General features: G+C 63.1%; 24 protein-coding genes and 1 pseudogene. 9 read left to right on the top strand and 16 right to left on the bottom strand.

Annotated elements, in window-relative coordinates; translation table 11 throughout:
- The first annotated feature begins 6 nt into the window (after positions 1-6).
- From B9Z01_RS20215 to B9Z01_RS20200, 4 genes are all read left to right on the top strand, one after another.
- Positions 7-222: a YMGG-like glycine zipper-containing protein gene (locus tag B9Z01_RS20215; RefSeq protein ID WP_085486252.1), complete on the top strand. Its 216-nt coding sequence runs from the start codon at positions 7-9 to the stop codon at positions 220-222.
- 505 nt (positions 223-727) lie between these two features.
- Positions 728-2293 (top strand): alpha/beta hydrolase, encoded by a 1566-nt coding sequence (locus B9Z01_RS20210; protein WP_085486250.1) that lies wholly within the window; start codon positions 728-730, stop codon positions 2291-2293.
- Positions 2294-2700: 407 nt separating this feature from the next.
- Entirely contained in the window at positions 2701-4485 is a 1785-nt protein-coding gene (locus B9Z01_RS20205; protein WP_085486248.1) for an IlvD/Edd family dehydratase, read from the top strand.
- A gap of 99 nt (positions 4486-4584) precedes the next feature.
- Positions 4585-5781 carry a fumarylacetoacetate hydrolase family protein gene (locus B9Z01_RS20200; protein ID WP_085486246.1) on the top strand — a complete coding sequence of 399 codons (1197 nt, stop codon included), beginning with the start codon at positions 4585-4587 and terminating at the stop codon, positions 5779-5781.
- 36 nt (positions 5782-5817) lie between these two features.
- On the opposite strand, the gene B9Z01_RS20195 is transcribed toward B9Z01_RS20200, so the two are convergent.
- Together B9Z01_RS20195 and B9Z01_RS20190 are read right to left on the bottom strand one after the other, a co-directional pair.
- Positions 5818-6657, bottom strand: coding sequence for a DUF2182 domain-containing protein (locus tag B9Z01_RS20195; protein WP_085486244.1), 840 nt, complete (start codon positions 6655-6657; stop codon positions 5818-5820).
- A complete protein-coding gene (locus B9Z01_RS20190) occupies positions 6654-7418 on the bottom strand; it encodes a DUF899 domain-containing protein (protein WP_085486242.1) in 765 nt (254 codons plus the stop codon). The genes B9Z01_RS20195 and B9Z01_RS20190 overlap by 4 nt, the downstream gene beginning before the upstream one ends.
- A 214-nt stretch (positions 7419-7632) precedes the next feature.
- Here B9Z01_RS20190 and B9Z01_RS20185 point away from each other — a divergent pair, with 214 nt between their 5' ends.
- Positions 7633-8919 (top strand): helix-turn-helix domain-containing protein, encoded by a 1287-nt coding sequence (locus B9Z01_RS20185; protein ID WP_085486240.1) that lies wholly within the window; start codon positions 7633-7635, stop codon positions 8917-8919.
- Between the two features lie 14 nt (positions 8920-8933).
- Positions 8934-9620, top strand: coding sequence for a Vgb family protein (locus B9Z01_RS20180; protein ID WP_085486238.1), 687 nt, complete (start codon positions 8934-8936; stop codon positions 9618-9620).
- A 48-nt stretch (positions 9621-9668) separates the two neighbouring features.
- Here the strand turns inward: B9Z01_RS20180 and B9Z01_RS20175 are convergent, their stop codons facing one another.
- From B9Z01_RS20175 to B9Z01_RS20145, 7 genes are all read right to left on the bottom strand, one after another.
- Entirely contained in the window at positions 9669-12764 is a 3096-nt protein-coding gene (locus B9Z01_RS20175) for a complex I subunit 5 family protein (protein WP_085486236.1), read from the bottom strand.
- Positions 12758-13132 (bottom strand): sodium:proton antiporter, encoded by a 375-nt coding sequence (locus B9Z01_RS20170; RefSeq protein ID WP_085486234.1) that lies wholly within the window; start codon positions 13130-13132, stop codon positions 12758-12760. The genes B9Z01_RS20175 and B9Z01_RS20170 overlap by 7 nt, the downstream gene beginning before the upstream one ends.
- Before the next feature lie 64 nt (positions 13133-13196).
- On the bottom strand, positions 13197-13898 hold the full coding sequence (locus tag B9Z01_RS20165; RefSeq protein WP_085486232.1) for a Na(+)/H(+) antiporter subunit B: 702 nt from the start codon (positions 13896-13898) through the stop codon (positions 13197-13199).
- A complete protein-coding gene (gene mnhG / locus B9Z01_RS20160) occupies positions 13895-14239 on the bottom strand; it encodes a monovalent cation/H(+) antiporter subunit G (RefSeq protein WP_085486230.1) in 345 nt (114 codons plus the stop codon). The genes B9Z01_RS20165 and mnhG overlap by 4 nt, the downstream gene beginning before the upstream one ends.
- 3 nt (positions 14240-14242) lie before the next feature.
- A complete protein-coding gene (locus tag B9Z01_RS20155) occupies positions 14243-14485 on the bottom strand; it encodes a hydrogenase subunit MbhD domain-containing protein (protein WP_085486229.1) in 243 nt (80 codons plus the stop codon).
- A gap of 3 nt (positions 14486-14488) precedes the next feature.
- Complete coding sequence (locus tag B9Z01_RS20150; protein WP_085486227.1) at positions 14489-14749, bottom strand: MrpF/PhaF family protein; 261 nt, start codon at positions 14747-14749, stop codon at positions 14489-14491.
- Positions 14742-15245 carry a Na+/H+ antiporter subunit E gene (locus B9Z01_RS20145; protein WP_244196088.1) on the bottom strand — a complete coding sequence of 168 codons (504 nt, stop codon included), beginning with the start codon at positions 15243-15245 and terminating at the stop codon, positions 14742-14744. The genes B9Z01_RS20150 and B9Z01_RS20145 overlap by 8 nt, the downstream gene beginning before the upstream one ends.
- Positions 15246-15649: 404 nt before the next feature.
- On the opposite strand from B9Z01_RS20145, the pseudogene B9Z01_RS36325 reads away from it, so the two are divergent.
- Together B9Z01_RS36325 and B9Z01_RS20130 are read left to right on the top strand one after the other, a co-directional pair.
- Positions 15650-16072 (top strand): annotated as a pseudogene (locus B9Z01_RS36325) (DUF6402 family protein); the annotation flags it as partial.
- A 757-nt stretch (positions 16073-16829) separates the two neighbouring features.
- On the top strand, positions 16830-17612 hold the full coding sequence (locus B9Z01_RS20130) for an ABC transporter substrate-binding protein (RefSeq protein WP_085486218.1): 783 nt from the start codon (positions 16830-16832) through the stop codon (positions 17610-17612).
- A gap of 198 nt (positions 17613-17810) precedes the next feature.
- On the opposite strand, the gene B9Z01_RS20125 is transcribed toward B9Z01_RS20130, so the two are convergent.
- The 6 genes from B9Z01_RS20125 to B9Z01_RS20100 all read right to left on the bottom strand — a co-directional run bounded on the left by B9Z01_RS20125 (position 17811) and on the right by B9Z01_RS20100 (position 24152).
- Entirely contained in the window at positions 17811-19223 is a 1413-nt protein-coding gene (locus B9Z01_RS20125; RefSeq protein ID WP_085486216.1) for a DUF2252 domain-containing protein, read from the bottom strand.
- A gap of 164 nt (positions 19224-19387) precedes the next feature.
- Positions 19388-19819 (bottom strand): VOC family protein, encoded by a 432-nt coding sequence (locus tag B9Z01_RS20120; RefSeq protein ID WP_085486214.1) that lies wholly within the window; start codon positions 19817-19819, stop codon positions 19388-19390.
- Between the two features lie 196 nt (positions 19820-20015).
- Positions 20016-21053, bottom strand: coding sequence for a UDP-glucuronic acid decarboxylase family protein (locus B9Z01_RS20115; protein ID WP_085486212.1), 1038 nt, complete (start codon positions 21051-21053; stop codon positions 20016-20018).
- Between the two features lie 98 nt (positions 21054-21151).
- A complete protein-coding gene (locus B9Z01_RS20110; RefSeq protein ID WP_085486210.1) occupies positions 21152-22345 on the bottom strand; it encodes a glycosyltransferase family 2 protein in 1194 nt (397 codons plus the stop codon).
- A complete protein-coding gene (locus B9Z01_RS20105; RefSeq protein WP_085486208.1) occupies positions 22345-22872 on the bottom strand; it encodes a phosphoribosyltransferase in 528 nt (175 codons plus the stop codon). Before B9Z01_RS20105 ends, B9Z01_RS20110 begins: the two co-directional genes overlap by 1 nt.
- Positions 22869-24152, bottom strand: a complete 1284-nt coding sequence (locus B9Z01_RS20100; protein WP_143809001.1) for a radical SAM protein — start codon at positions 24150-24152, stop codon at positions 22869-22871. Before B9Z01_RS20100 ends, B9Z01_RS20105 begins: the two co-directional genes overlap by 4 nt.
- Positions 24153-24273: 121 nt before the next feature.
- Here B9Z01_RS20100 and B9Z01_RS20095 point away from each other — a divergent pair, with 121 nt between their 5' ends.
- Complete coding sequence (locus B9Z01_RS20095) at positions 24274-24687, top strand: PPC domain-containing DNA-binding protein (RefSeq protein ID WP_085486204.1); 414 nt, start codon at positions 24274-24276, stop codon at positions 24685-24687.
- 12 nt (positions 24688-24699) lie between these two features.
- Here the strand turns inward: B9Z01_RS20095 and B9Z01_RS20090 are convergent, their stop codons facing one another.
- Positions 24700-25311 carry a LysE family translocator gene (locus B9Z01_RS20090; protein ID WP_420814701.1) on the bottom strand — a complete coding sequence of 204 codons (612 nt, stop codon included), beginning with the start codon at positions 25309-25311 and terminating at the stop codon, positions 24700-24702.
- Positions 25312-25861: the final 550 nt, after the last annotated feature.

The following is a 25861-nucleotide window of genomic DNA, read 5'->3' as shown; positions in this document are numbered from 1 at the left end:
ACGATCATGAAACGACTTGGATGGATCGTAAGCATTGGAACGCTGGTTGCCATGATCGGCTGCACGGACATGAGTCCGCAGGCACAAGGAACGATGAGCGGCGCCGCGATCGGCGCGGGCGCCGGCGCGGGCATCGCGGCGATCTCGGGCGGCGACGCCTGGACCGGCGCGCTCATCGGCGGTGCGGCGGGCGGTGTGGCCGGCAATATCCGCGGCCGTTAGTCATAGCCTGTAAGCATGAGAGGCCGGGGTGCGACATGTGTTTCATCCCGGACGCCTGGTTTGGCTGGTCAACCGGGCGGCCCGATCGGGCCGCCCGGCGGTTCGAGTTTCAGAAGGTCTGTTGGAAGCCTGTCGCCGCATCAGGCACGTCGTGACGAAGGGCGTGTGCTGCAAGCGCTTTGTCGTGAATTGTGAACTGCCATCGTCGCGATTCTCTTGCCGACGTGCGAAAAATCCCATGCCGCTTATCCTCGCGTCGAATGTCGAATAATGGAGCGCATCTGCCTGCTTCATCCCGCTCACGACATCACGGTTCTCAGGTTGTCATGCAAATCATCCACTGGTGTTTCAGCCGCTGATGCGCTGCGCATCAGCTATTGAATTTGAACGGATGATTAAAAGCCCTTAGGATGTCCAGACCAGAGCGCCGTCGACATGACGGTTTGAGCGCACCGGGCGCGGGCAGCAGCCTGCGCCCAGTGCAACCTTCATCAAGAGAACACGAATGTTACGCACGTCGCTGAAGGTAATAAAGATAAGTGCATGGGTGGTGGTCCTGCTGGCGGTGCTCGCATTCGGGCTGCGCGCGTGGTACTCGCAGCGCGGTCCGGGCCTGTCGGTCTGGCACACCTATGTGCCGCGCGAAATGACCGTCGAGGAAATGGACACCGGCGACTGGAACGCCTACATGAAGGCGGAGGCGCGGATTTTCGAAGACGTGCGCGTCAATGTCGTCGAAAAACTGAAGCCGTCCGAGCGCGTTCCGTCGAACCGGTATTACGAAGGCTCGCCGATCTATCCGGGGCACTTCGCCGAGAACTGGAACCGCTCATACGTACTTGAACCGTCGGGGCCGCCCGTCGGCGCGGTCGTGCTGCTGCATGGCATGACGGATGCGCCATACAGTCTGCGGCATATCGCGCGCAACTATCGCGATCGCGGTTTCGTGGCGATCGGCCTGCGGTTGCCGGGACACGGCACGGTGCCGGCGGGGCTGACCGATGTTCACTGGCAGGAGTGGGCGGCGGCCACGCGGCTCGCGGTGCGCGAAGCGCGTCGGCGTATCGGTCCGGACAAGCCGCTCGAACTGGTTGGCTTCTCGAACGGCGGCGCACTCGCGTTGCAATATGCGCTGGACGCGATCGAGAATCCCGCTCTGACGCGCCCGACGCGCGTCATTCTGATTTCGCCGATGATCGGCGTGACGCGTTACGCCCGCTTTGCGGGCCTCGCCGGCTTGCCCGCGGTGTTGCCGGCGTTCGCGCGGGCCGCCTGGCTTGGCATCGTGCCGGAGTTCAATCCTTTCAAATACAACTCGTTCCCGGTGAACGGCGCGCGGCAGTCGTATCTGCTGACGAGTGTCATCCAGGAACAGATTGCGAGGCTCGAGCGTGAGAACCGGCTCGATCAGTTGCCGCCGATCCTGACGTTCCAGTCGGTGACCGATTTCACGGTCAGTACGCCCGCAGTGATGTCGTCGCTATACGACAAGCTTTCCGAGAACGGCAGCGAAGTCGTGCTGTTCGATGTGAACCGCAGCGTGCGCTTCAGGACCTTCCTGCGCGTCGCGTCTTATACGGCGCTTGCGCGGCTGCTGCGCATCGGTCCGCAGAACTATCGCACCACGGTCATCGCCAACGCGTCGCCGGACTCGGCGCATATGGTGGAGCGCAGCGTCTACGCAGGCGAAGTGCAAACACGCGTGAAGCCGCTGGATATCGATTATCCGCAGGATATTTTCTCGTTGTCGCACGTCGCGATTCCGTTCCCGATTACTGATGCGCTGTACGGCATCGCGCCGGACGACTCGGAAAATTTCAACGAGAACCTGGGAACGCTTGCCCCACGTGGCGAACGCGGCACGTTGATTCTGACGCTCGATTCGATGTTCCGCATCGCGTCGAATCCATTCTTCCCCTATCTGCTGCAACGTATCGACGAAGGCATCGGCAAGATGCCGCCGCCGGTCGTCAAATCGCCGAAGCGCACCCATGAAACCGCAGCCGGACAGCCCGACGATTTCGAGCATGATCTGAACGCGCTCGAGGAGGTCGGCTCCGACGAGCCTTGAGGCGTTGATGTTTTGACGCGAGCTGGCGGCGAGCTGCCGTCAGCTTTCCGATCGCAGTTTCCCTACATGAGTTTCCTTATATGGCCCGCACGCGCTGCTGCGGGCCATATTCTTTGCGGCGCAGGCATGGATCACGGCTGATGGGGCGCGCGAATCGTTTACAGCGAATCGTTCACAGCGAATCGTCCACCGCGCCGCTTCCGGCTCGAGCCGCGACATTCATCAGACCGGCGCGCTCACGGCTGCGGACAACGCCGCCTGTATGTCACCTGTACGCCACCCGTACGTCGCCCGCCGGGTATCATGTTCTGTATCTGAACGACTGGTTTGCGGCGCAGCGCCAAAGCCGCGCGATGTCCGGCGTTACCGGTCGAAGCAACCCCCACCATGACAGAGAGACAAGCATCATGTCAGCATCCCCCCCGCGCCGGCTGCGCAGCCTGGAATGGTTCGACGATCCCTCGCATGCGGATATGACGGCGCTGTACGTCGAGCGTTTCATGAACTACGGTCTCACGCGCGAAGAACTGCAATCGGGCAGGCCGATCATCGGCATCGCGCAGACCGGCAGTGATCTCGCACCGTGCAACCGCCATCACATCGAACTCGCGGCGCGCACGAAGGCCGGCATTCGCGACGCGGGCGGCATTCCGATGGAGTTTCCCGTGCATCCGCTCGCCGAGCAGAGCCGCCGGCCGACCGCCGCGCTCGACCGCAATCTCGCGTATCTCGGTCTCGTCGAAATTCTGCACGGCTTTCCGCTCGACGGCGTCGTGCTGACAACCGGCTGCGACAAGACCACGCCCGCGTGCCTGATGGCGGCCGCGACCGTCGACATGCCGGCGATCGTGCTGTCGGGTGGACCCATGCTCGACGGTTGGCACGAGGGCAAGCGCGTGGGGTCGGGCACCGTGATCTGGCATGCGCGCAATCTGCTCGCAACAGGCGAGATCGACTACGAAGGTTTCATGGAGCTGACCACCGCGTCGTCGCCGTCGATCGGTCACTGCAACACGATGGGCACCGCGCTGTCGATGAACAGCCTCGCCGAGGCGCTCGGCATGTCGCTGCCCGGCTGCGCGAGCATTCCGGCAGCCTATCGCGAGCGCGGCCAGATGGCGTACGCAACCGGCAAGCGCGTCGTCGATCTCGTGCGCGAAGACGTGCGGCCGTCGAAGATCATGACGAAGCAGGCGTTCGAAAACGCGATCGTCGTCGCGTCGGCGCTCGGTGCGTCGACCAACTGCCCGCCGCATCTGATCGCGATTGCGCGGCACATGGGTGTCGAATTGAGTCTCGAGGACTGGCAGCGCGTCGGCGAACAGGTGCCACTGATCGTCAACTGCATGCCTGCGGGCGAATATCTCGGCGAGAGCTTCCACCGCGCGGGCGGCGTGCCGGCCGTGATACGCGAGCTCGCGAAAGGCGGCCTCGTGCATGAGGGATGCCTGACCGTGTCGGGCCGCACGATCGGCGAAATCGCGGTCGGTGCGCCTGCGCCGGATCGCGAGGTGATCAGGACGACCGACGATCCGCTCAAGCACGGCGCGGGTTTCATGGTGCTGTCGGGCAATTTCTTCGACAGCGCGATCATGAAGATGTCGGTGGTCGGCGACGCGTTCCGTCGGACCTATCTGAGCGAACCCGGCTCGGAAAACGCCTTCGAAGCGCGCGCGATCGTGTTCGACGGTCCCGAGGACTATCACGCGCGCATCAACGACCCGTCGCTCCAGATCGACGAGCACTGCATTCTCGTGATTCGCGGTACGGGCACGGTCGGCTATCCGGGCAGCGCCGAGGTCGTGAACATGGCGCCGCCGGCGGCGCTGGTGCGCCAGGGCATCACGTCGCTGCCGACCCTCGGCGACGGCCGGCAGAGCGGCACGTCCGCGAGCCCGTCGATTCTGAACATGTCGCCGGAAGCGGCGGTGGGCGGCGGCCTCGCGCTGCTGCGCACGAACGACCGCATCCGCGTCGATCTGAATTCGCGCAGCGTCAACGTGCTCGTCGACGAGGAAGAACTCGCGCGGCGCCGCGAAACCGTGCACTTCGAGATTCCGCCCGCACAAACGCCGTGGCAGGAGCTGTACCGCAAGACGGTCGGCCAGCTTTCCACCGGCGGCTGCCTCGAACCGGCGACGCTTTACCTCAAGGTGATCGCCGAGCGCGGCAATCCGCGGCATTCGCATTGATATGCAGATGGCCGGGCCGGGCTTCGCTTTTCAGTGTCGTACTGACAGCGGGCTTGGCCTTGCAGGTCTCCTAACTTTTCTGAACGAACCAATTTCATCATGTCCGCAACTTCCCAATCCCGTTTTCTTCCGGATGATCTCCACGCGGCGCTTCTCGTCGGACGCGTGTGGCGCAAGACCGGGCAGCACGAAGGACCGTGCGTCGTCGTCGTGCGTGGCGGCGAGGTGTTCGACATCACCGGGACCGTGCCGACCACGGCCGATCTGTTCGAGCGCGACGATGCCGTGCAGATCGCGCGCACTGCGCAGGGTGTTTCGCTGGGGCCGGTCGCGCAACTGATCGAAGCGAATCTGCCGGGCGCAGCGGCATCGGCAGCATCGGCCGTGCGTCTGCTCGCACCCTGCGACGTGCAGGCGATCAAGGCCTGCGGCGTTACGTTCGCGGTCAGCCTGATCGAGCGCGTGATCGAGGAGCAGGCGGGTGGCGATCCGGCGAAGGCGAAGGAAGTGCGCGAGACCATCGCGTCGACGATCGGCGCCGACCTGTCGAAGATCAAGCCGGGCTCGGAAGCCGCGATGAAACTGAAGGCGGAACTCGAGCGGCGCGATGCGTGGTCGCAATACATGGAAGTCGGCATTGGTCCGGATGCCGAAGTATTTTCGAAGTCGCAGCCGATGTCGGCGGTTGGTTTCGGCGCGGACGTCGGTCTGCTTGCCGCGTCGGTGTGGAACAACCCGGAGCCGGAGATCGTGCTCGCGGTGAATAGCCGCCGCGGCATCGCCGGCGCGACGCTCGGCAACGACGTGAACCTGCGCGACATCGAAGGCCGCTCGGCGCTCCTGCTCGGCAAGTGCAAGGACAACAACGGCTCGTGTGCGATCGGCCCGTTCGTGCGCCTGTTCGACGAGACCTTTTCGCTCGACTCGGTGCGCACGGCGAGTGTCTCGCTGCGCGTCGAAGGCGCGGACGACGGCTTCGTGCTCGACGGTGTAAGCCACATGAGCGAGATCAGCCGCGACCCGGCGGACCTCGTCGCGCAAACGTGCGGGCGGCATCACCAGTATCCGGATGGCTTCATGCTGTTTCTCGGCACGATGTTCTCGCCGATCAAGGACCGCGACGCGCCCGGCGCAGGCTTCACGCATCACCTCGGCGATCTCGTGACGATCTCGACGCCGCAACTGGGCGCGCTGACCAACACCGTGCGCCTTTCCACCGAGATCGAGCCGTGGACGTTCGGCGTGCGCGCGTTGTACCGCAACCTCGCGGCGCGTGGCCTGCTTGTTGCTGAGTGAGATTGATGCGCGGTGCGGCGGCGTAGCCCGGGCGGGTCATCCGCCCGACGCACCCGACGCGGCTTGCGCGATCAGCAGCAATCCGCCGCCGATGGCAAAGACTCCGACCACCTGTGCGAAGCGCGCACCGTCCGGCGCTACACGCTCGCCCGTGATGGCGGCTGTCACGAGCGCCATCATGCGCAAGTCCATCATGCCGATGACAAGCAGCATCGCCGTGAGCCCGGCACAGCAACAGCCGCAGCGAATGCCGATGCACAGGCCGTATCGCCACGCGGTGCCGGCATCGGCGGCAAGCTCCGGTGTTGCCCGGCAGCAGATGAGGTGGTGCATCTTCCACTTGCTGAACTGGAGTGCGCCGGCGAGCAGCACGACGAGACCGGCTGTTGCCGGAACGGCGCGTGCGAACGTCTGCCACTGCAATTCGGCCGTCGCGAGCGCGGCGCCGAGCGCAAAGACGGCCACGCCGAGCGCGGCCCATACGACGAAGTAACCGACGCCCACCAGCAAGGTCAGCAGGGCCAGTCGCCGCTCGCGCATTCCCATGCCGACCGCCTCGCGATAGCGCGACAGCATCGGCACGAGCGACGGCAACATCATCGCCGCCGTCATCACCGTCCACGTGCCAACGAACGATGCCGCGGCGCGCGGCCACGTCTGTCCGCACATCCGCGTCCACATCGTCGACATCGACCAGCCGCCCGGCATCGGCAGCTCGCCCATCGAGGACATCGATGCGCTTGCCGCAAGCGTCGCCGCGACGCTTGCGACGAACAGCAGCGCGCAGATGGCGGGGAACGCGAGGCCGGCGCCTCGCGGGCGCCGCGAAGCCGCACGTTTCCCGCCGGCGCAGACCGTATGCGCGCGCGAACTCATGACCGCTCGTACTCGTCGTGGCGGCGCCACCAGATGCCCGTCTCGTTGCGTCCCTTCGGTGCGCGGTCAAGCCACTGGTACATGCCCCATAGCGCATCGACGCCGCGCGCGTAGGTGGAGTAGGTGTGATAGACGACGCCGTCCTCCAGCACGAACGCGCTCATGCCGGGGCGGTCGCGCGAATAGGTGGCCGCGTCGGTTCCGCAGGTGGCCGCGAACTGGGCGACGGGCTCCGGTGCGGGCGTTGCGTCCATCGCGTGACTGTTGCGCGCATAGTTGTATTCGATCTCGCCGTCGCGCTGCTGCTCCTCGGTGAACGACACGTTGAAGTCGAAGTTGAAATTGCCACCCGACGACGACGCCCACGGGAACGTCCATCCCATACGCCGCTTGTAGGCCTCCAGCTTCGTGAGCGGGGCGCGAGACACGGCGCTCAGCATCACGTCGTGGTGCGCGAGATGCACGGCGAAGCCGTTGAAGCTGTCCGCGATCGACGAGCACGACGGGCAGCCCGCCGTGTAGTCTGGGCCGAACATGAAGTGATAGACGAGCAACTGTGAGCGCCCTCTGAACAGATCGGCGAGCGATGCGCTGCCCTCGTCGGTATCGAAGCGGTACGTCCTGTCGACGCGCACCCACGGCAACGCCTGACGTTGCTGTGCGAGTTCGTCGCTGTGTCGCGTGAGTGCTTTTTCCGCGTCGAGCAGCGCGCGTCGCGCGGCGAGCCACTCTTCGCGTGTTCCGGTCGTATGCGTCGTCATTTCGGGTTCCTCCGTGAGTCGTTCCGCGCCGCTCGAATCGTTGCCGATGCGACGCCGGGTACGGGTTGATGGTCGTGCTAGATTAGTGCTGGGCACCGGACAGGTGGGAGTGACAAGTGTGGCGGGATTCGACGGATAGATGGACGTGTACCCCGGGGACATGCACCCCGGGGACGCGCACCCCAGCGCGGCGCAACGAACGGACTCGCATCCCGTGGACTCGCTGATCGCGGCGGCCGCGCATGCGCTCGCGGCCGGCGATCCGCTCGGCGCGCTCGACCACATCGCGTTGCGCGACGACGCTCCGGCGCTCGCGTTGCGCGGCATCGCAATGGCCCAGCTCGACGATTTCGTGCGCGCGAAGGCGCTCGTGCGCCGCGCCGCGCGCGCGTTCGGCGCGAAGGACGCCGTGGCGCGCGCGAGGTGTGTCGTCGCCGAGGCGGAGATTGCGCTCGCCTCACGCGACCTCACGTGGCCGGCCAAGGCGCTCGATGCCGCTACGGCCACGCTCGACGCGCACGGCGATCGCCTCAATGCCGCGCATGCGCGCTATCTGGAGGCGCGGCGTCTGCTGCTGAGCGGCCGTGTCGACGAGGCTGAACGAAGGCTGGCCGCGCTCGATCCCCGACTGTTTCCGCCTGCGCTGCGCGCCGCTCACGAGCTGGTCGTCGCGGGCGTTGCGCTGCGGCGCCTGAAGAGCGGGACAGCGCGTGCCGCGCTTGCACACGCCGAACGTGCGGCGCGTCACGCAGGTATTCCGGCGTTGATCGCGGAAGTGGAGAGCGCGTCGTTTGTGCTGGAACAACCGGCGGCGCGTGTCATCGCACGTGGCGAAGAAAGGTTCGTTCTGCTCGACGAAGTGGAAGAGTTGCTGGCCGTGCAGGCTTCAGGCCGGGTATCAAACGAGGCGTCCAACCAGGCGTCCAACCGGGCTTCCCACGGAACGTCAGGCCCGCTCCTCGTGGACGCTTGCCGCTACGCCGTCTGCGAGCGCGGCACGACGGTTCCGCTCGCGAGCCGGCCGGTATTGTTTGCGCTGGTTCGTGCGCTTGGCGAGGCCTGGCCCGAAGACGTGTCGCGCGACACGCTCGTCGCGCGCGCCTTCCGTGCCAAACGCGCCGACGAATCGCATCGTGCGCGGTTGCGCGTCGAAATCGGCCGGCTGCGCACGGCGCTTGGAGCGCTGGCTGATGTGAGCGCGACGAAGCGCGGCTTTGCGCTCGAACCGCGCCACGCGCGCGAGGTGATCGTGCTTGCGCCGCCTGTCGAGGGCGAGCATGCGGCGGTGCTCGCGTTTCTCTCCGACGGCGAGTCGTGGTCGAGTTCGGCGCTCGCGCTGGTGCTCGGCGCGAGCCAGCGCACCGTGCAGCGTGCGCTTGATTCGCTTGCCGCCGCGGGCAAGGTGCAGCCGGTAGGCCAGGGCCGGGCACGCCGCTGGATGACGCCGCCCATCGCGGGATTCGCGACGGCTTTGTTACTCCCCTCCCCGTTACCCAAATGATCAGGATGGCAAACATGAACCGATCAGCCGCCAGAATCATCCGCGAATATGGACCCTTCAAGGGCGTCGACAAAGTGCACGGGGTCACGTACGACGGCCGCCAGGTTTGGATCGCGACCGGCAACCGGCTGGACGCATTCGATCCGGCAAGCGGTGAGACGCTGCGCTCGATCGATGTCGCCGCCGACGCGGGCACCGCCTTCGACGGCGAGCATCTGTTCCAGATCGCGCATGGCCGTATCCAGAAGATCGACGCGCAGACCGGCCACGTCCTCGCGACGATCCCCGCGCCCGGTGGCGGCGGCGATTCCGGTCTCACGTGGGCCGAAGGGTCGCTCTGGGTCGGTCAGTATCCCGAACGGAAGATCTATCAGATCGATCCCGATACCGGCGCGGTCCTGCGCACGATCGAATCGAATCGCTTCGTGACCGGCGTTACCTGGGTCGACGGCGAGCTATGGCACGGCACCTGGGAAGGCGATTCGAGTGAGCTGAGGCATATCGATCCTCGCACCGGCGAGGTGCTCGAAAGCGTCGAGATGCCGGCTGGGGCAGGCATCTCCGGGCTCGAATCCAACGGCGCGGACCTGTTCTTCTGCGGCGGCGGAGGCAGCGGGCTGGTCAGAGCCGTGCAGCGGCCCGCACGCGGTGCCGGGCACGGCAGTGGATCGGAGCTGCCCGTCGACTCGACGAGCGAGTGATCGTCACATGAGGGCGGCGGGGGTCGAACGGTCAGCCCTCTCGCAACTTCATTGCGACGCAGCCCCAACCAGGCCCGTGCTCGCGAAATAGATCACGAGAAAATAAAGCAGCACGTAGAGCGCGTAAGTTTGCCCGTTGCCGGTATAGACGCGCCGTATCCTTGCCGCCGCGGCGAGGGCGAAGTGCGATATGCCGCGCCAGAACGTCTGCGCGAACGGCGGCACCGTGCGGCTCAGTATCGGCCGGTAGAAGTGGTAGAAGTCGGGTGCATTGCGCGCGTTGCCGCGCCGGCTGCGATAGAACAGCACGCCGAGCCCGAATGCGATTGCGGCCACGACCAGCACGACGATCACGACCGGCGTCGGGTTCCAGAACCCGTAGATGCTTTCGAGCGACATGCCTTCCCACACGAGCGTTGCCGCGAACTGCGGATCGATCGCGGCCGAAACCGGCTCGATCAGCAGCTTCGGGAAGAACGAGAGGATCACGATGCCGACCACCAGCAGGAACTGCGGCACGAGCAGCGCGACCGGCGCCTCGCGGACTTCGGCGCGTTGCGGCGGGCGCGGTTTGAGGAAGATGCCGTTGAGCAGGCGCGTCATGTAGAGAAAGCCGGCGCACGTGGCGATCAGCCCGCACACGGCGAGCCCGTACCAGCCCTTGTCGGTCATCGCGCTCAGCAGCAGCCATTTGCCGCCGAAGCCCATCAGCGGCGGCAGGCCGGACATCGACACGAGCGCGATCACGACCATCGCGAACGTGAGCGGCATCTCGCGCGCGAGGCCGCCGACGTCGGCGAAATTGCGCGTGCCGGTGCGCAGGATCACGCCTGTAAGGGCAAGGAACAGAATGCCCTTCACGAGCATGTGATTGGCGACCAGATACAGCGCCGTGACCCAGCCGAGATGGCTCATCAGGCCGATCGCGGTGACGATATAGCCGATCTGGCTCATGCTCGATAACGCGAGCAGGCGTTTGAAGTCGTTCTGCCGCAATGCCATGAGCGCGCCCGCGAGGGTCGTGAGCATGCCGATCCACGTCATGACGTGCGCGAGTTCGAGGCCGACCTCGGAGCGTATCGTCAGATAGGTGCCGATCAGCAGACCGAACATCGCGACCTTGCTGACCACGGCCGAAAGCATCGCGGTCACGTCGTCTTCCGCTTCGGTGTAGGCGCCCGGCAGCCAGACGTGCACACCGATCGCACCGGCCTTGATGAGGAAGCCGATCGCGAGCAGCACGAAGGCGCGGTTGGCCTCCGGCCCCGAGTGGACCAGCGTGGACAGATCGATGCTGCCGTCGATCGCGGCGACGTTGGCGAAACCCGCGAGCAGGAAAAACGCCGACAGCAGCGAGAACAACAGGAAGGTCAGCACATGCGGCCCGGCGCTCCGGCATTTCGCGATCAGGAAGCACGACGACAGCGTCACGATCTCCCAGTTATAGAAGAATTCGAGTGTCGTCGACGAACGCAGCAGCGCCGGAATCGACAGCAGCAGAACCACGAGCATCGGATAGAAGCCCGCGCGCACATCGTCGCGATAGAGGCTCGCTGCGGCGATCACGAGGCTGCCGGCAAGCAGCAGCCACGCGAACAGTCCGGCGATGCCGCTCGTGCCTTCGGCGAGCAGGCTGCCGATCAGCGCAACGACGATCAGCGCGAGTACGCCCTTGACGCGCCCCGGCAGACGATCGGCCGCATAGAACAGCGCGCCCGCCACGAGCGGCGAGAACATCCATGCCGAGGCGACGCCCGAGAACGTCGCGGCGACGTAACCCGAGGCGATTAGCAGGATCGCCACGCCGAAGAGCGGCAGCAGCGCGACGGCGTCGGGGCCGGGCTTCACCTCTTCGTCGGAGGGACTCAGCGCGCGCACGAACCAATGGAACATATAGCCCGCTTCGAGCAGCGATCCCGTCAGGATCAGCACGATCCAGTAGGGCTTGCCGGCGGCGGTGAGCTGCATGACGAGTTCCCACTTCGCCCAGAAGCCGGGGAAGGGCGGCAACCCCGCGATTGCGACCATGAAAAGCCCGAGCAGGGCGATCAGCAGCGGACTGCGCGAGAGGATCGCGCGCGCGCCGTCGCCATGCCGCCGCAGAACGCCGATCAGCCAGAAAAGGCCCGCCTTGGCTAACAGATGGTTGATGAAGAGGCCGCCGATGACGAGGGGGATCGATGCATCCGCGCCAACCTGCCGCAGCAGCGCGAGCGAGAGCATCAGCAGCGCCATTTGCCCGATCGACGAATAGCCGAGCACCCGCTGCGGTTTCGTCTGCTTGAGCGCGAGCAGATTCGAGAACAGGAAGGTCACGCCGCCCGAGACGGCGAGCAGAGTGAGCTGGCCGTCGAAGAGCGGCAGCAGCTTGAACAGCGCGAAGAACACGCCGGCCGACACGCCGACCGACACCATCGAGGCAACACCGCTCGGCGCGGTTTCGTAGACGTCGAGCCCCCAGCCGTTCGCCGGGAATGGCTTCAGTTCGATCACGAGGCTCGCGAACACGAGCAGGACCGCGGTCGTGCCGATGGGGCCGCCGAGCTGATCGCGCATGGCGAGCAGGTCGTCGATATTGAGCGTGCCGCTCACGTAATAGAGCAGCACCGCGCCGAGCAGAAAGAACGTCGACGCGATCACGGTCGCCATGATGTACTTGAACGCGGCCGCGAGCGCGGCCGGCGTGCGGTCGAGCCCGAACAGCCCGTACGTGGCGATCGAGACGATCTCGAGAAACACGAACAGGTTGAACAGGTCGCGGGTCATCACCATGCCGTCGATGCCCATCACGAGAATCAGGTACAGCAGCAACGCCGCGTAATTGCCGCGCAGCCGGTCCCACAAATGAAGCGCACCGAGCAGCGCGACCACGTTGACACCGAACGTGAAGAAGCCTTCCCACAGGCCGAAGCGCAGGTTGATCGACACCGGCGGCAGCGCGCCCGCGGTCAGCACCTCGATGGTTTGGCCGCCTTCGAGCAGGCCATAAAACGACACGCCGGAGACGAGCACGATGCCGCACAGCGCGATGAAGAAGCCGAGCGTCAGCCACGGCTTGCCGAGCCGGTAGAGCAGCGGAATGACGAAGCCGCCGCCGAGCCCGAGAATGAAAATATGGAGTGGATGAAAGAGCGTGGCTACCATTTCGACTCGGTGAAGGCGTCGATGGAAAGGGTCTTTTTGGCGGCGTAAAGACGGATCGCAAACGCAAGCATGATGGCCGTGACCGAGAGGCCGATCACGATCGCGGTGACGACGAGCGCGGACGGAATCGGATCGATTGCGTGCTGCGCGGCGCCCGCCTTGCTGAGCGCGGCGTCGATGATCGGCGCCGTGCCGCCCGTGATGTAGCCGGTTGCAACCATCACGATATGCAGGCCTGTGTCGACCACCGCGAAGCCGATGATGATGCGCAGAATGTTGCGGTGGGTCAGCATGCCCCACAGGCCGATCAGGGAGAGACAGAAGCCCGTGATCAGCAGGATGGTCGAAACCGGGAGGCCCATGTTCATACGCTGTTTTCCTGTCGATCGGAGTAAGCGCTTCAGCGCTTGCTCCGATCCCATGCAAAGCGGCTCAGCTTCTGAACCGGTCGATGATGACGCTGAGTTCCGCGCCGACCTTGACGCCGAGCAGCGCGGAAATCAGCGGAATGGCGCCCGCGCTGAAGAACGCGCCGAACTCGCCGCGCGGCAGAAAGCGCGCGTCGAGAAAGCCGCCCGCGAGCACGAGGCCCAGAATGCCGATCAGAACGTAGATCACGCCCGCGAATGATTCGACGACGCTCAGCAGCGCGACGTTCAGCGTCGCGCCTGGCCGCGCGAGCAGCATCAGCATGACGCCGGAGGCGACGATCGCGCCGCCCTGGAAGCCGCCGCCTGCCGACAGATGCCCGTTGACGATCACGTAGCTGCCGAAGGTGAGGATCATCGGCAGCAGGACCTGGGTGCCGGTGCGCACGATTTCGCCGGCAGGGCGGCGCGGGGGATCGGCTTCGTCCGTGGCGGCGGCCGTGGCGTTGCTTTCCTCTTTGAGCAGCACGCCGACGCTCGCCGCGACCATGAACAGCACGGCGACTTCGCCGAGTGTGTCGAAGCCGCGATAGGTAATCAGAATGCCGGTCACGATGTTCGGCGCGCCGAGTTCGAGCGGCCCCTGGATGACATAGTGCTCGGCAAGCGGACGCAGCGCCTGCAATTCCGTATAGCCGCCGACGATATGCCAGAACACCAGCGCGAACAGCGCCACGGTCAGCCCGGCGGCAACGCGACGCATCATGATTCAGCCTCCCCCGCGGTGCGCCCGTCTTCGTCGGCGAGCGCGTCGGTCATCGTGGACGAGGTCATCGGCGTGCGGATCAGCCATGCAGCGCGCGATAACGCATGCGAGGACACCGGGTTGGTCACCAGCACGAAGTAGATGACGAGGATCAGGCGGAACGTCCAGTTCGGGTGATAGAACGCGAGGCCGATCAGCACGAGCATGTTGCCGAGCGTCGATGCCTTGGTGCCCGCCTGGATGCGCGTATACGCGTCCGGCATGCGCAGCAGTCCGAGACCGGCGGAGAACAGAAAGACGGCGCCCACGAGGATGAACCCGCTGCCGATCAGTTCGAACATGCGCTAGCCCTTCTGATAGCCGGTTTTACGGATAGCATAGAGAAAGATGAAGGTCGCGAGTCCCGAGCCGATTGCGGCTTCCGCCATCGCGACGTCGGGCGCGGCGAGCAGAAGGAAGGCCACCGCGGCGAACAGGCTCGCAAGTCCCGAGCTGACCATCGCGGCCATGAGATTTTTCAGGCAGACGGCGAGAACGCCGCTCACGAGAATGCTGGCGCACATCAGCAGCAGGAGCAGTTCGAGCATGGCTCACAGCCCCCTTTCGAGAAAGCGCGCAATCGCGAGCACGGCGAGAAAGCTCAGGAGTCCGTAGACGAGGGCGACGTCGATATAGACGAAACGGCCCGACGCCTGTGCGTAAAGCGCGATAAGCGAGATCGAGATGACCGTGAGCATGTCGATGGCGACGACCCGGTCGATCAGTGTCTTGCCAAGCACGAGGCGGATCACGCCGAACAGGATCGCGAAGAAGATCAGCACCGCCGCGATCTGGAGCATGATCTCAGCCAAAGACCTTCTCCAGATGCTTTTCGAAAGGCGCGACGAGTATCTGGGTGGCTTCGTCGATATCAGTCGTTTTCACGTCGAGCCAGTGAATGAACAGGATGTCGTCCCGCACATCCATCACGAGTGAACCGGGTGTGAGCGCGATCGAATTGGCAAGCGCGAGCCGGCCGAGCGGCGATTTCAGACGCGTGCGCACCTTGACGATGCCAGGCTTGATGTTGATACGCGGTGAGTACACGTACGCCATCATGTTGAGATTGGCGCGCGCGAGTTCGACGATGAAGGTGGCGCTATACGCGAGGAAGTGATAGAGCGCGCATGGCGTCAGGCGAAAACGGCGCCATGCTTCGCTTGAAGATGCGAAGACGTGCGCAATGACGAATGTGATGGCAAGACCAACGAGGGCGGGCTCGATCGCGAGCGACGCATTGGTGATCATCCAGATGACGAACAGCACGACCCAGAGGCCGAGCATTCCCCGAGGAAAAAACGATGACACCGGTTTTCCGTTGTTCGAGGCCACGTCATCAGGTCCTGAAAAGGGCGCTGCCGAGGATTTTAGGTGACAACGTAGGGCAAAGCAACTGGGACGGGGTTGAGCGGGCAGTTCACCAGTGGGTGCTGCGTGAGTGTCGGGGCGCTACCTGAGCAACAAGAAAACGGTGTGAATGGGGAGAGTACGTTACCCGACACGTGGTGGATAGCTGGCTGCAGAAAATGTTCTATGGCAAGGGTGCCTTGATCGTTTTTTACAAAAATAGTGGTCACTTCGTGATAGAAAAAGTCTCCTTTATAGCGGAGCAAATATCGCATGAGCGTACAGGAACCGGCCGTATATACACCGGGCAATGGCGAATGGCAGCAACGTACGGGAGACATTCGTCATGTCGATTATGGCGACAACAGCCAGGTGTCACAGCGGGCGCGTTAGGCGGTTTCGGCATGTACGCGGCCATCGCTGAAGCGCGCTTCAGTTCGACGTTCATTGGCGGCATCGATGTCGAAGTCACGAAAGTTGCAATCTACGTCAAGAACCCGTATTCGTTCTTTGATGACAGCGATGGCGGGTCGCAATACCTCGGACATTGGAACCGGGACGGGATTTGTCTGGTTCCAGAGGGGTTCGTCGCGCAGCGCGCGAATTGGGGCAGTTGGAGCAGTTACGTCATTCAGCCTGAAGGTTCGTATGGGCGTACATTCTGGCCCGTCCACAATAGCGATTTCCGGCGTTGGCAAGACGCTCACAACGCGGGCGGCGATATGGTTCTGTTCTCCGATTGCCGGGTTGTGAAAATCGACCCGATCAAGTTCCGGGTGAAGAAATGACGGTGTTTGTCCGGACGCGGCGCGTAGGGGTCCTCGTTGCGATATGCGTCGTTGCATTCGGCGTAGTTCAGTATGTTTCCAGCGCGCGAAAACGCGCAGCGGCGCGAGAGTGCATTAATGTGACCTCGCAAAGCGGTCTATACCGTGCTGAGTCGTGTGTGACAGACGTGAACGGGAACCTTGTTCTCTTTGTCGGTAGACTATACGACGCGCACAGCGGGACGCTCATCGCGCGAGTCGATTTCGATTCGATGGACGGAGGCGCTCCGCAATTCATGCCCGACGAAAGTGCCGTCTTGTTCAGGGGGGCCGGCGATTCGGGCGAAATCGGGATTCCACCGAACTGGCGTGACCGATTGCGCGCCAGTCTACCCTGACCGCCGTTAGGTCTGCGGCGGCATTGCCTTGCCTAACTCATCGCTTTCCGATGGACTGGCTGTGAGGGAGGGGACACGCGTGCCGATGCGAGCCCGGTTTTTGTCGCGATAAAACGTACTCGTCGGAATGCCAGGATCGGTGTGCACAAGGGACGACTTTCAACGTTCAAGAGGCGCGGCCCAATCATTCGAACATCTTCATCCAACCCGGTTGCCGGCTTTTCCGGTCCTATGCATCTCGCGCATGAATTGATTTTTTTAATGAATTTGCGCGGCCGCGCAGATCACGGTCGAATGCCGGGTTCTGTGCGCCGGGGTGCGCCAACGGAGTAACGCGCGCCGCGTACCCGTATTTCTTCAGAAGAGTAAAAGGAGCAAAAATGAAAACCACGCTTGCAACCCTGACGATTGCGCTGCTCGCTGTAACGTCCGGCAGCGCAATCGCCAAGGACTGGTCGACCGTGCGGTTCGGCGTCGACGCGAGCTATCCGCCGTTCGAATCGAAAGCCGCCGATGGCAAGCTCGTCGGTTTCGACATCGACCTCGGCAACGAAATCTGCCGTCGTCTGAACGCTAAATGCGTGTGGATCGAGAACTCGTTCGACGGCATGATTCCCGCCCTGAAGGGACGCAAGTTCGACGGCGTGCTCTCGACCATGTCGATGACGCCCGCGCGTCAGGCGCAGATCGCGTTCTCGTCGAAGGTGTTCCGCATTCCGACGCGGCTCGTCGCGAAGAAGGGCGCGCAGATCGTGCCGACGCCGGAAGCGCTGAAGGGCAAGCGCATTGGCGTTGAGCAGGGCTCGATCCAGGAGACGTATGCGAAGACGTATTGGGAACCGGCCGGCGCGGTGATCGTGCCTTACCAGGATCAGGATCTCGTGTATTCGGACCTGCTCGCCGGACGCATCGACGCGTCGTTGCAGAACGCGGTGCAAGCCGAAATCGGCTTCTTGCGCACACCGCGTGGCAAGGACTTTGCGTTTGCCGGCAATCCGCTTTACGACGCGAAAACGCTCGGCAGCGGAACGGCAATTGGGCTGAGAAAGGAAGACACCGATCTGCAGGAAAAAATCGACAAGGCGATTGCCGACATGCGCGCGGATGGCACTTACGACCGGATCGCGAAGAAGTATTTCGATTTCGACGTGTACGGCCAGTAACGAAACACGGCGATCGCGATCGCTCAACGGATCGAACGAGGCGGCGCGATCTGCGCGCCCCTGCCGCCGCCGCACCGCGCGGCAATTGACGCCGCCAGCATGGCCCCGCAGGTCATGCTTACGTCAAGAGCGCGGTCGAATTCGGCGTCGTCGGTGAGGATGAGAGCGTGCCGAAGACCTGATACGGCGCTTTTGCGCCTACGCGACGAAATCGGCCGCCATGTCCGCGTCGGTGCGCGCTTCGAGCCGTCCGCTGCGGCACGCGCGGCGGAATATCTCGTAGTCCTTCTCCACCTGGTCCGAGTAGGCGCGCGAATAGCCGATCAGCGCGTTCGCCATCTGATCGCCATTTCCGAGGTAGCCGGCGACTTCCGTGGCGAGTCCTCCCGCTTTCGCGTGAGCCCGCGCGAGCACCCAGCCGCACATGCCCGCGTACTGTCGGAACGTGTCTTTCGCAAACAGCTCGAGCGTCGCCGAGATCTTCATGTCGCGTAGCTGGCGGCCGTAAATGGCGCGCCCGAACGGTCCCGTGGTCCAGCCGAGGAACGGATCGCTCGCGCCCTGCATGAGCTGCTGTCCGCTGACGACGCGATGGCCCTGATGTTTCGGCCCCGGCGCCTTGAAGTATCGCGTCACGACCGACTGGGATGCCTCCTTGAACTGAATGAAAAGCGGCTTCTCGTGCTGGTCGACCATCAGCAGGATCAGGCAGCGCGTGCCCACACTGCCCACGCCGACGACCTTGAACGCCATGTCCTGGATCGTGAAGTGATCGAGCAGCGTACGGCGGACGCTGCCGAGCGATTTCAGATAATGCTCGTAGATCGGCTCGATCAACGTGCGCCAGTCGCCGAGGCCGAGCCAGTCGTCCTTGTGCGTGAAGAGCGTGTTCTTGCCATGCACGTGGAAGACGGTCGGCGGCGCGTCGCGTATTTGCCAGATGCCTTCGCGGCGGCTCGCGAGCTTCGGCAGAATCGTTTCGTGCGTGCGGCGCGAGGCTTTCGCGATGCTGCTGCGAACGCGTTGCCGCGCATCCTCGGTCGGCGAAAGCTCTTCGAGGCGGGCAAACGTGATGAGTTCGCACCACAGTTCCAGCGGGCTCATTGCCGAGTAGAGCGAGGTCCAATGCTGATAGCTCTGCACGCAAAGCGCGACGACTTCGTCCGCGAGGCTGTCGCCGTGGCCGAGATGCCTGACCGCAATATAGAGGCTGGCCGTGAGGCGCTTGAGGTCCCACTCCCACGGGCCGATCGCCGTTTCGTCGAAATCGTTGATGTCGAACACGAGCGCGCGCTCGGGCGTCGCGAAGCCGCCGAAATTCATCAGGTGGCAATCGCCGCATATCTGGAAGTGAAAGCCGCTGTTCGCGGTCGTGGACAGATCGTGCGCCTGGATGATCGCGCTGCCCCGATAGAACGTGAACGGCGAAGCGAGCATGCGCCCGTAGCGCAGCGGCACGAGGCCGTCGACGCGGCCGCGGCTGCTTTCGCGCAGCAGGCGGACTGGATCGCGATCGACATTGCCGATCTCGGCATGGGCGCTGCGCGGCGTGTTCTTGCGTGCGTTGCGGCCGATTGCGCTGCGCTCTGAGAGCGATTCGAATGGCGTCATGGTTTGCCCCATGAAAATGCGGCGTTATTCAATTCGTTCTACACACGACGAAAAACCTTGCCTGCTCAGACTCTAGCGCGTCTGCGTCATTATTGCCATAGAGGGCGGCCCACCTGAGTGTCCGGACCCTGATGCCGCACAGCGGGTCCGGCGCAGCGCCGGTTTTATTGCGGCGCGGCTTCCTCATGCCGAACGTTGACCATCCACGGAACGCCGAACTTGTCGGTCAGCATGCCGAAGCCGGTCGTCCAGAAAGTCTGCTGGAACGGCATGGTGATCTGCCCGCCTTGCGACAGCGCGTTGAAATACTTCTCGCCGGATGCCTGATCGTCCACCGTGACCGACAGGCTGAAGCCCGCGTGCACGGTGTTGCCGCTTTGGCTATCGCCGTCCGACATCAGCACGTGCGTTTTACCGATGACGAGCGTTGCGTGCATGATCTTGTCGGCGTGTTCGGGCGGTACCGGATGCGCCGGATCCGGCGGCACATCTTTCGCGCGCAGCTTCATCAATTCCTGTGCGCCGAGCGCGGAGCGATAGAAGGCAATGGCTTCTTCACAACGGCCATTGAAGAGGAGATAGGGCTGGATTTCCATGCTGGTTTCCTGAGACACGCGTGCGACGAAGCGGCAAACAAGCGGGGCTTGCATGCTCATGAGGGGGCGGGATGGCTTGCACGCGACAGCGGCCATCGCTGGCTGATTCTAGCAGCGTGGCGCAGGAGGCGGACTGCGATCGGAGCGTGGCGATGCAATGCTTTCCGCTATCCGTCGTGTTGCAAACCCGTGTGGATCAGGTCTGTGCTTGCGGCTGCGTAGCGTCTGACGTCGGCAACCCGAAGAGGTTCGTCTGCTGGCGGTAGCTCGTGGGCTCGCGGTATGTGTCGTGCTGCTCACGCAACGACAGAAAGTACGCAATGGTTTTTGCGAGACCGTCCGCGAGTGCGGTGGTTGGCGTCCAGCCGAGCCGTGCTTTCGCAAGCGTGAGATCGGGTTGCCGCTGTCTCGGATCGTCGGCGGGCAGCGGCAAATAGGTGAGTCCGCTCGAAGAGGCCGTTTGTCTAAGCACTTCAGCCGCGAGTTCGCGGATCGGAATTTCGTCGCGTGTGCCGAGATTCACAGGTCCGCCGAAATCATCGCCGGTTTCCATGGTGCGGATCAAACCGTCGATCAGATCGTCGACATAACAGAAGCTGCGTGTCTGCGAGCCGTCTCCATAGAGCGTAATGCTTCGGCCGCTCAGTGCCTGCGTGATGAAATTACTGACGACGCGGCCGTCGTCGGCACGCATGCGCGGGCCGTATACGTTGAAGATACGCACGATCTTCGTGGCGAGCTTGTATTGGCGCCGGAAATCGGAAAAGAGCGTTTCGGCACAGCGCTTTCCTTCGTCATAGCAACTACGCAAACCCACCGGGTTCACGTTACCCCAGTACGATTCGGCTTGCGGATGAGCCAGCGGGTCGCCATACACTTCCGACGTCGACGCCTGCAGAATCCTCGCGCCGCGGCGGCGCGCCAGTTCGAGCAGATTCATCGCGCCGATGACGCTCGTGCGCAGCGTCTGCACGGGATCCCGCTGATAGTAGACGGGACTAGCCGGGCAGGCGAGGTTATAGATTTCGTCCGCATCATGCGAGAGCGGCACGCTCACGTCGTGATGTAGCAGTTCGAAATTAGCGTGAGAAAGAAGATGCGCAATGTTGCGGCGATCGCCCGACGAAAAGTTGTCGACGCACAGCACGTGATCGCCGCGCAGCACGAGGCGTTCACACAGATGCGAACCGAGAAATCCAGCGCCACCCGTCACGATAATAGTTTTTGCTTTCATCCCCGGATTCCTCGATAACGCTATGGACGTTTCAGGCACGGTGGCCGCGCCGGCTGCGCTGGCCGACTGACGCAGGGCGACGCGCAAGTCTCCGATGTTCAGTCGCGCCGGAAAAGCAATGACGTGCCGAAGAAAAAGCGCCGTGTTTTAAGCAGCATGACTAGCGAGCCGATCAAGGCGGCAGAGATCACCATCGGGAATACGAGGCAATGAAGAGCGATGCCGGCGGGCGAATTCCTGTACTCGTTGCGAGTCAGATAGACCGAACGCGCGATCTGTAGCGAGTACAGCACGAGCGGAACGAGAAAGACATACCAGAGATGGCCGGCAAAAGGCGCGGCCAGCGTGGACGCTGCGATCACGTAGTGCTGAAACTCCCACATCGTGTGATAGGAATTCACGAGAATCTTTTGCGTCAGCGTGGGTTGCTTTCGCGCGGTGCGAATCTGTACCGGCAGATGCTGGATCGCGCCGATGGTCCAGCGCAGACGCTGCAAAAAGAGTCCGCGGATCGTCTGTCTTTCCATTTCCCACGCGAGCACACGCGGCAGGATCGGAATGCTTCCGCCCGTGCCGAGCACCTGATAAGTCGCGCTGAGATCTTCGAGAAAGCCATCCGCGAGCAACGCGCGATAGCGCGCAAAGTCCACCAGTTGCAGGCCGCCAGGGAAGTTCGCGACTGCATGCCGGTTCTTGACCAGTTGCAGGACACTTTGCCGATAGAGACGGTTGTTGCAGACGATATGCGACGAAAGTGTCTGCTTTCTGGTCGGGTCCTGAAACGGGTAGATGAGGCAGGAACTGTACGGCTGTGCGCACCGCGCATGAAACCCGATCAATTCCGCGAGGGCTGACGGCGCGAGCACGATGTCGGCGTCCAGCAGCAAGACGGTTTGGGACGCCAGATACTGGCCGCCGTGCAGCATCGCCGCGACCTTGCCGGCTTGCGGTGTTGGCAGCGAGACGATGTTTAGAGAAACCTCCCGCGCGGCGAACCGGCGCTCGAAGCTGCGCGCGAGCGCTTCGCTGTCATCGGTGCAGCGGTCGAGAACCAGTACGATCTGCGCGAGATGCTGAAGATCGTTCGACAGAATCGATTCCAGACAATGTTCTATTGTCGATGCGGCGTTGAATAGCGGAATCAGAATCGACACGCGTTCCTGTCCCGCCGCACGTGGAGCGTCAGGCTTTGGCAGCGGCGCCGCGAGGCAAACGGAATGCACCAGATAGAAGATCTGGAAGAACCCCGTCACGAAGATGGCTGCGAGCAGCACCCAGAATAGAAAGACCATCACTCCTCGCTCACCTGCTCGAGCGCCCGCAGTCTATCCTCCATTTCGCCAAGCTCCCGCGCGGACATCCACGGATAGAAGATCCAGTTGGTGACTTCCTCGACGAAGTAGTCCGGCTTGAAGCTCGAATACGTCTTGATTTGCAGGGTCGCGAGCTTGACCAGCGCGGCACCTCGCCGCCGCACTTCATCGACTACCACTGCCGCGGTTTCACCGGAATCAAGCACGTCGTCGACGACAAGCACCCGCTTACCCGCGAGACTTACGTCGTTCAGCGGCACCCGAACGACCGCCTTCTGCGCTTCGTAGGCAACCCCAACCTTGCCGACGCCGGTGACCTGGCCATTCTGGACGACCTTCATGCCCATCATCAGATCGATGCCGAGTTCGTTGGCGAGTATCGCCCCCGGCACCGCGCCGCCGCGCAGGACGCATACCATTGCGTCGAACGGTTCCCTGATGCTCGCGGCGAGCCGTCTCGTCAGGCGATCGACCATCTCCCAGCTATAGTGATCGATCTGCCTCATGACGCCGACTCCATGTAATGGTTATGGATCTCCCAGTCGATCGTGTTGCGCATGCTGACGTCGTAGATCGTGCGCGCCTTGGGGTATTTCCTGTAGAGTTTCGCCTCCCATTCCGCCAGCGCGGTGATATCGGCTTCGGACGGCTGAGGATGTTTTGCCATGACGGAGCCTGGGTCGGCATGGAATACGTTCGTCGCGAGGCCGATGCCGCGCGAGAGTATCGCCTCCATGCCTTCCATGCTGCTCTGAATCGGCTCTACGCCCCATACGAGACCGCAATAGACCTCGTATTCTCCAAAGACCTCTTTCGCGTAGTCCAACGCGTCCCACCAGCGGTCGTAACCGTAGTGCTGATCTTTCCCCGGGCAAACGCGCGCGAAATCCTCACGTCCGTACACTTCGAGGTTGAATGCGATCGACGTGACGCCCGCCGCCTTGTATTCGTCGATCAGGCGGAAATCGTTGGGCGGATGGGCGAGAACGTGCATGCGGATTCCGGGTTCGCGCGCATCGCGAATCGCCTGAAGCGGTTCGAGAATCGCGCGGCGGGTGCCTTCGTCGTCGGGCGGCGTGCCGCAGGTGTTGGTGATCATCGGGATCGTCCAACCGGAGTTCTGGATGATGCGAGTCGTTTCCATCACCCGTTCGCGACTGAATTCGGTAACGAGGGGTTTCCCCACCGTGCGGCGCGCCTTGCGCAGCGAACAGAAGCCGCACGGCTTGCCCTTGTCGAAATAGTGGCAGTCGGGATAGAGAAAGAAGCCCGGCGTCACCGCGCCGTACGCCGAGATGACGTCATCGGTGCGTGCGCCGTCCTTGAGCGTTTTTCCGAAAAACGGCAACGCTTCAGGTAGTTCGACATCCTGACGGTACTCGTCGAGATAGTAGAGCGCCAGCCGCTCTCCATCGAAGCGAAGCCGCCAGGGCGAGCCTTCGCGACGCAGAACCGATACCACGAGGTTGTCGCCGAGCCGCAGCACCTGTGGAATGCGATGTTCGCGCTTGACATTGCGGTTGGTGATGCAGTAGCCGTAGGTGTTTTCGTAATAGCGCTGGCTGCTGGCTGAGAACATATCGATGTCAAAATCGATGCCGTTCGAAATCAGCGCGATTTTTGTTTTTAGGGAAGGTCGCATTGCTCTTATTTCTCCAGTTGACGACGAATAGCCGATCACTGCATTTAAGATTGCAATACCTAACAACTTCCATGCTTCAGGCGACACCCCCGCAGTGCGCCGACTTCGCCGAACGGTTTTTTCCTGCCTTTCCCCGCCGTCCACGAAGTAAGAGGGACGATAGACGAATGCCTGAACGCCACAACCTGTCTGATTTGTGAGGTAGGCGAGTGGAATTGGCCGTGCTACACGGCGCCATGCGGCAAGTTATGGAGTACGTCCTCACATGCAAGCTCATCCTCTACGACTCTCTCCCGGCGACGACGTGCGCGCCGCTATCGAAGACACGCTGCATCAGAGCGGGCTGCAAGCGGCTTTCGTCGTGCAGGGCATCGGCAGCCTCAGCGTCGCGGCGTTGCGATTCGCGGGAGCCGAAGCGGCGACGGAAATTCGCGGTGACCTTGAAATATTGACGCTCGCCGGTTCGGTATCGCCCGATGGCGCTCACCTGCACATGTCCATCGCGGACGCGCGCGGCCAGGTGTCAGGCGGTCATGTGGCGCACGGCTGCACGGTACGTACGACCGTGGAGTTGTTGCTCGTGCAGCTGCCGGATCATTGCTTCGCCCGTGAGCCTGATCCGCGCACCGGTTTTGTCGAGCTTGTGATTCGTGGCGGGACGCAAGTCAAGCCCGATTGAAGCGCACCGCGCTCAACGACCCGCCAGCATGCGGCCGCCCAGCCCCACTAGCAGCAGACCCGCGGCAGTATCGAGCACGGCCTTGCGCCGAACCAGCGTTCGACGCACGGCGGGGTGCGAGGCGAGCAGCGCCATCGCGCAGTACCACGCGCACGAGATGCCGATCGACAGTCCGACGACGGCGAGATCGAGCCACATCGGCGCATGGGCGGGCACCATCAGCGCGAAGATACTGCCGTAGAACGCGACGGATTTCGGGTTCGTCATGCTGACGAAATAGCCTTTCTTCGCGGCGCTCCAACCCGAGGTCGCGCTCGAAGCTGAAACCGGCAACGGCCGTCGCGCGGTCACGATCATTTTCATGCCGAGCCACAGCAGATAAAGGGCGCCCGCGACTCGAAGCGCGGTGCCGATCCACGTCACGTGCGCAACGATCAGGCTGAGTCCCGCAATGGCGATCAATGCCCAGGTGCCGGAAGCGGCGGCAAGTCCGAGGCCGGTCATGATGCCGGCGCGTTGCGACGTAATCGCCGTCGAGGTGACGATCAGAAAATTCGGCCCTGGGCTGGCGACACTCAGGAACAGGACACCCGCGAGCGCGAGCAAGGTATTGGCGAATTGCAAGATGGGCTCCCGACGGCCGGCTCGATGCGGGTTCGATCCAAAGGGTGATGAGCTTTCATCATACCCGAGCGTGCGAAGCCCTATTGGCTGGGGCTCTCGCGAGCCGGTCATTACTTTCGATGGATCGGCCGACGGCTTATGTGACCCTCGCCGAGGTTTCGCAGCTTGTCAGATTGCACGCAGACCTGACTGACAACAAGGGCTTTCCACGCCGGCCAATCCCGCTGGACGGCGCACGCCGGGATTCACTCTTTCACCTCCCTTTTTTCACGCCCTGAGCGTCACCCGACTCGGGAGGGTGGGGTTTACTGTAATTGAAAGAGTGGCGTTGACTGAAGCATCATTCGGCAAATGTTGTACGATGAATTACATCATTGCCTGACAACTTTGGCACAGTGAGCTTGCCAGGACGAGGCGCCGCCGGGCAGTCGGGCGGCTGACCCGGTAGAAAAACTATTCGAGAGACGCGGTCCCATACCGGAAAGGAACACCTGTTGCACTGCGGCTTCAGGGGTTGGGCCGTGGACTGGATCGTCGTATCGGCTAAGGG

This window comes from Paraburkholderia susongensis (genome assembly GCF_900177725.1).
Classification (GTDB): Bacteria; Pseudomonadota; Gammaproteobacteria; order Burkholderiales; family Burkholderiaceae; genus Paraburkholderia; species Paraburkholderia susongensis.
Note: the sequence above shows the minus strand (reverse complement) of the source record. Positions and strands in the feature narration are given on the sequence as shown.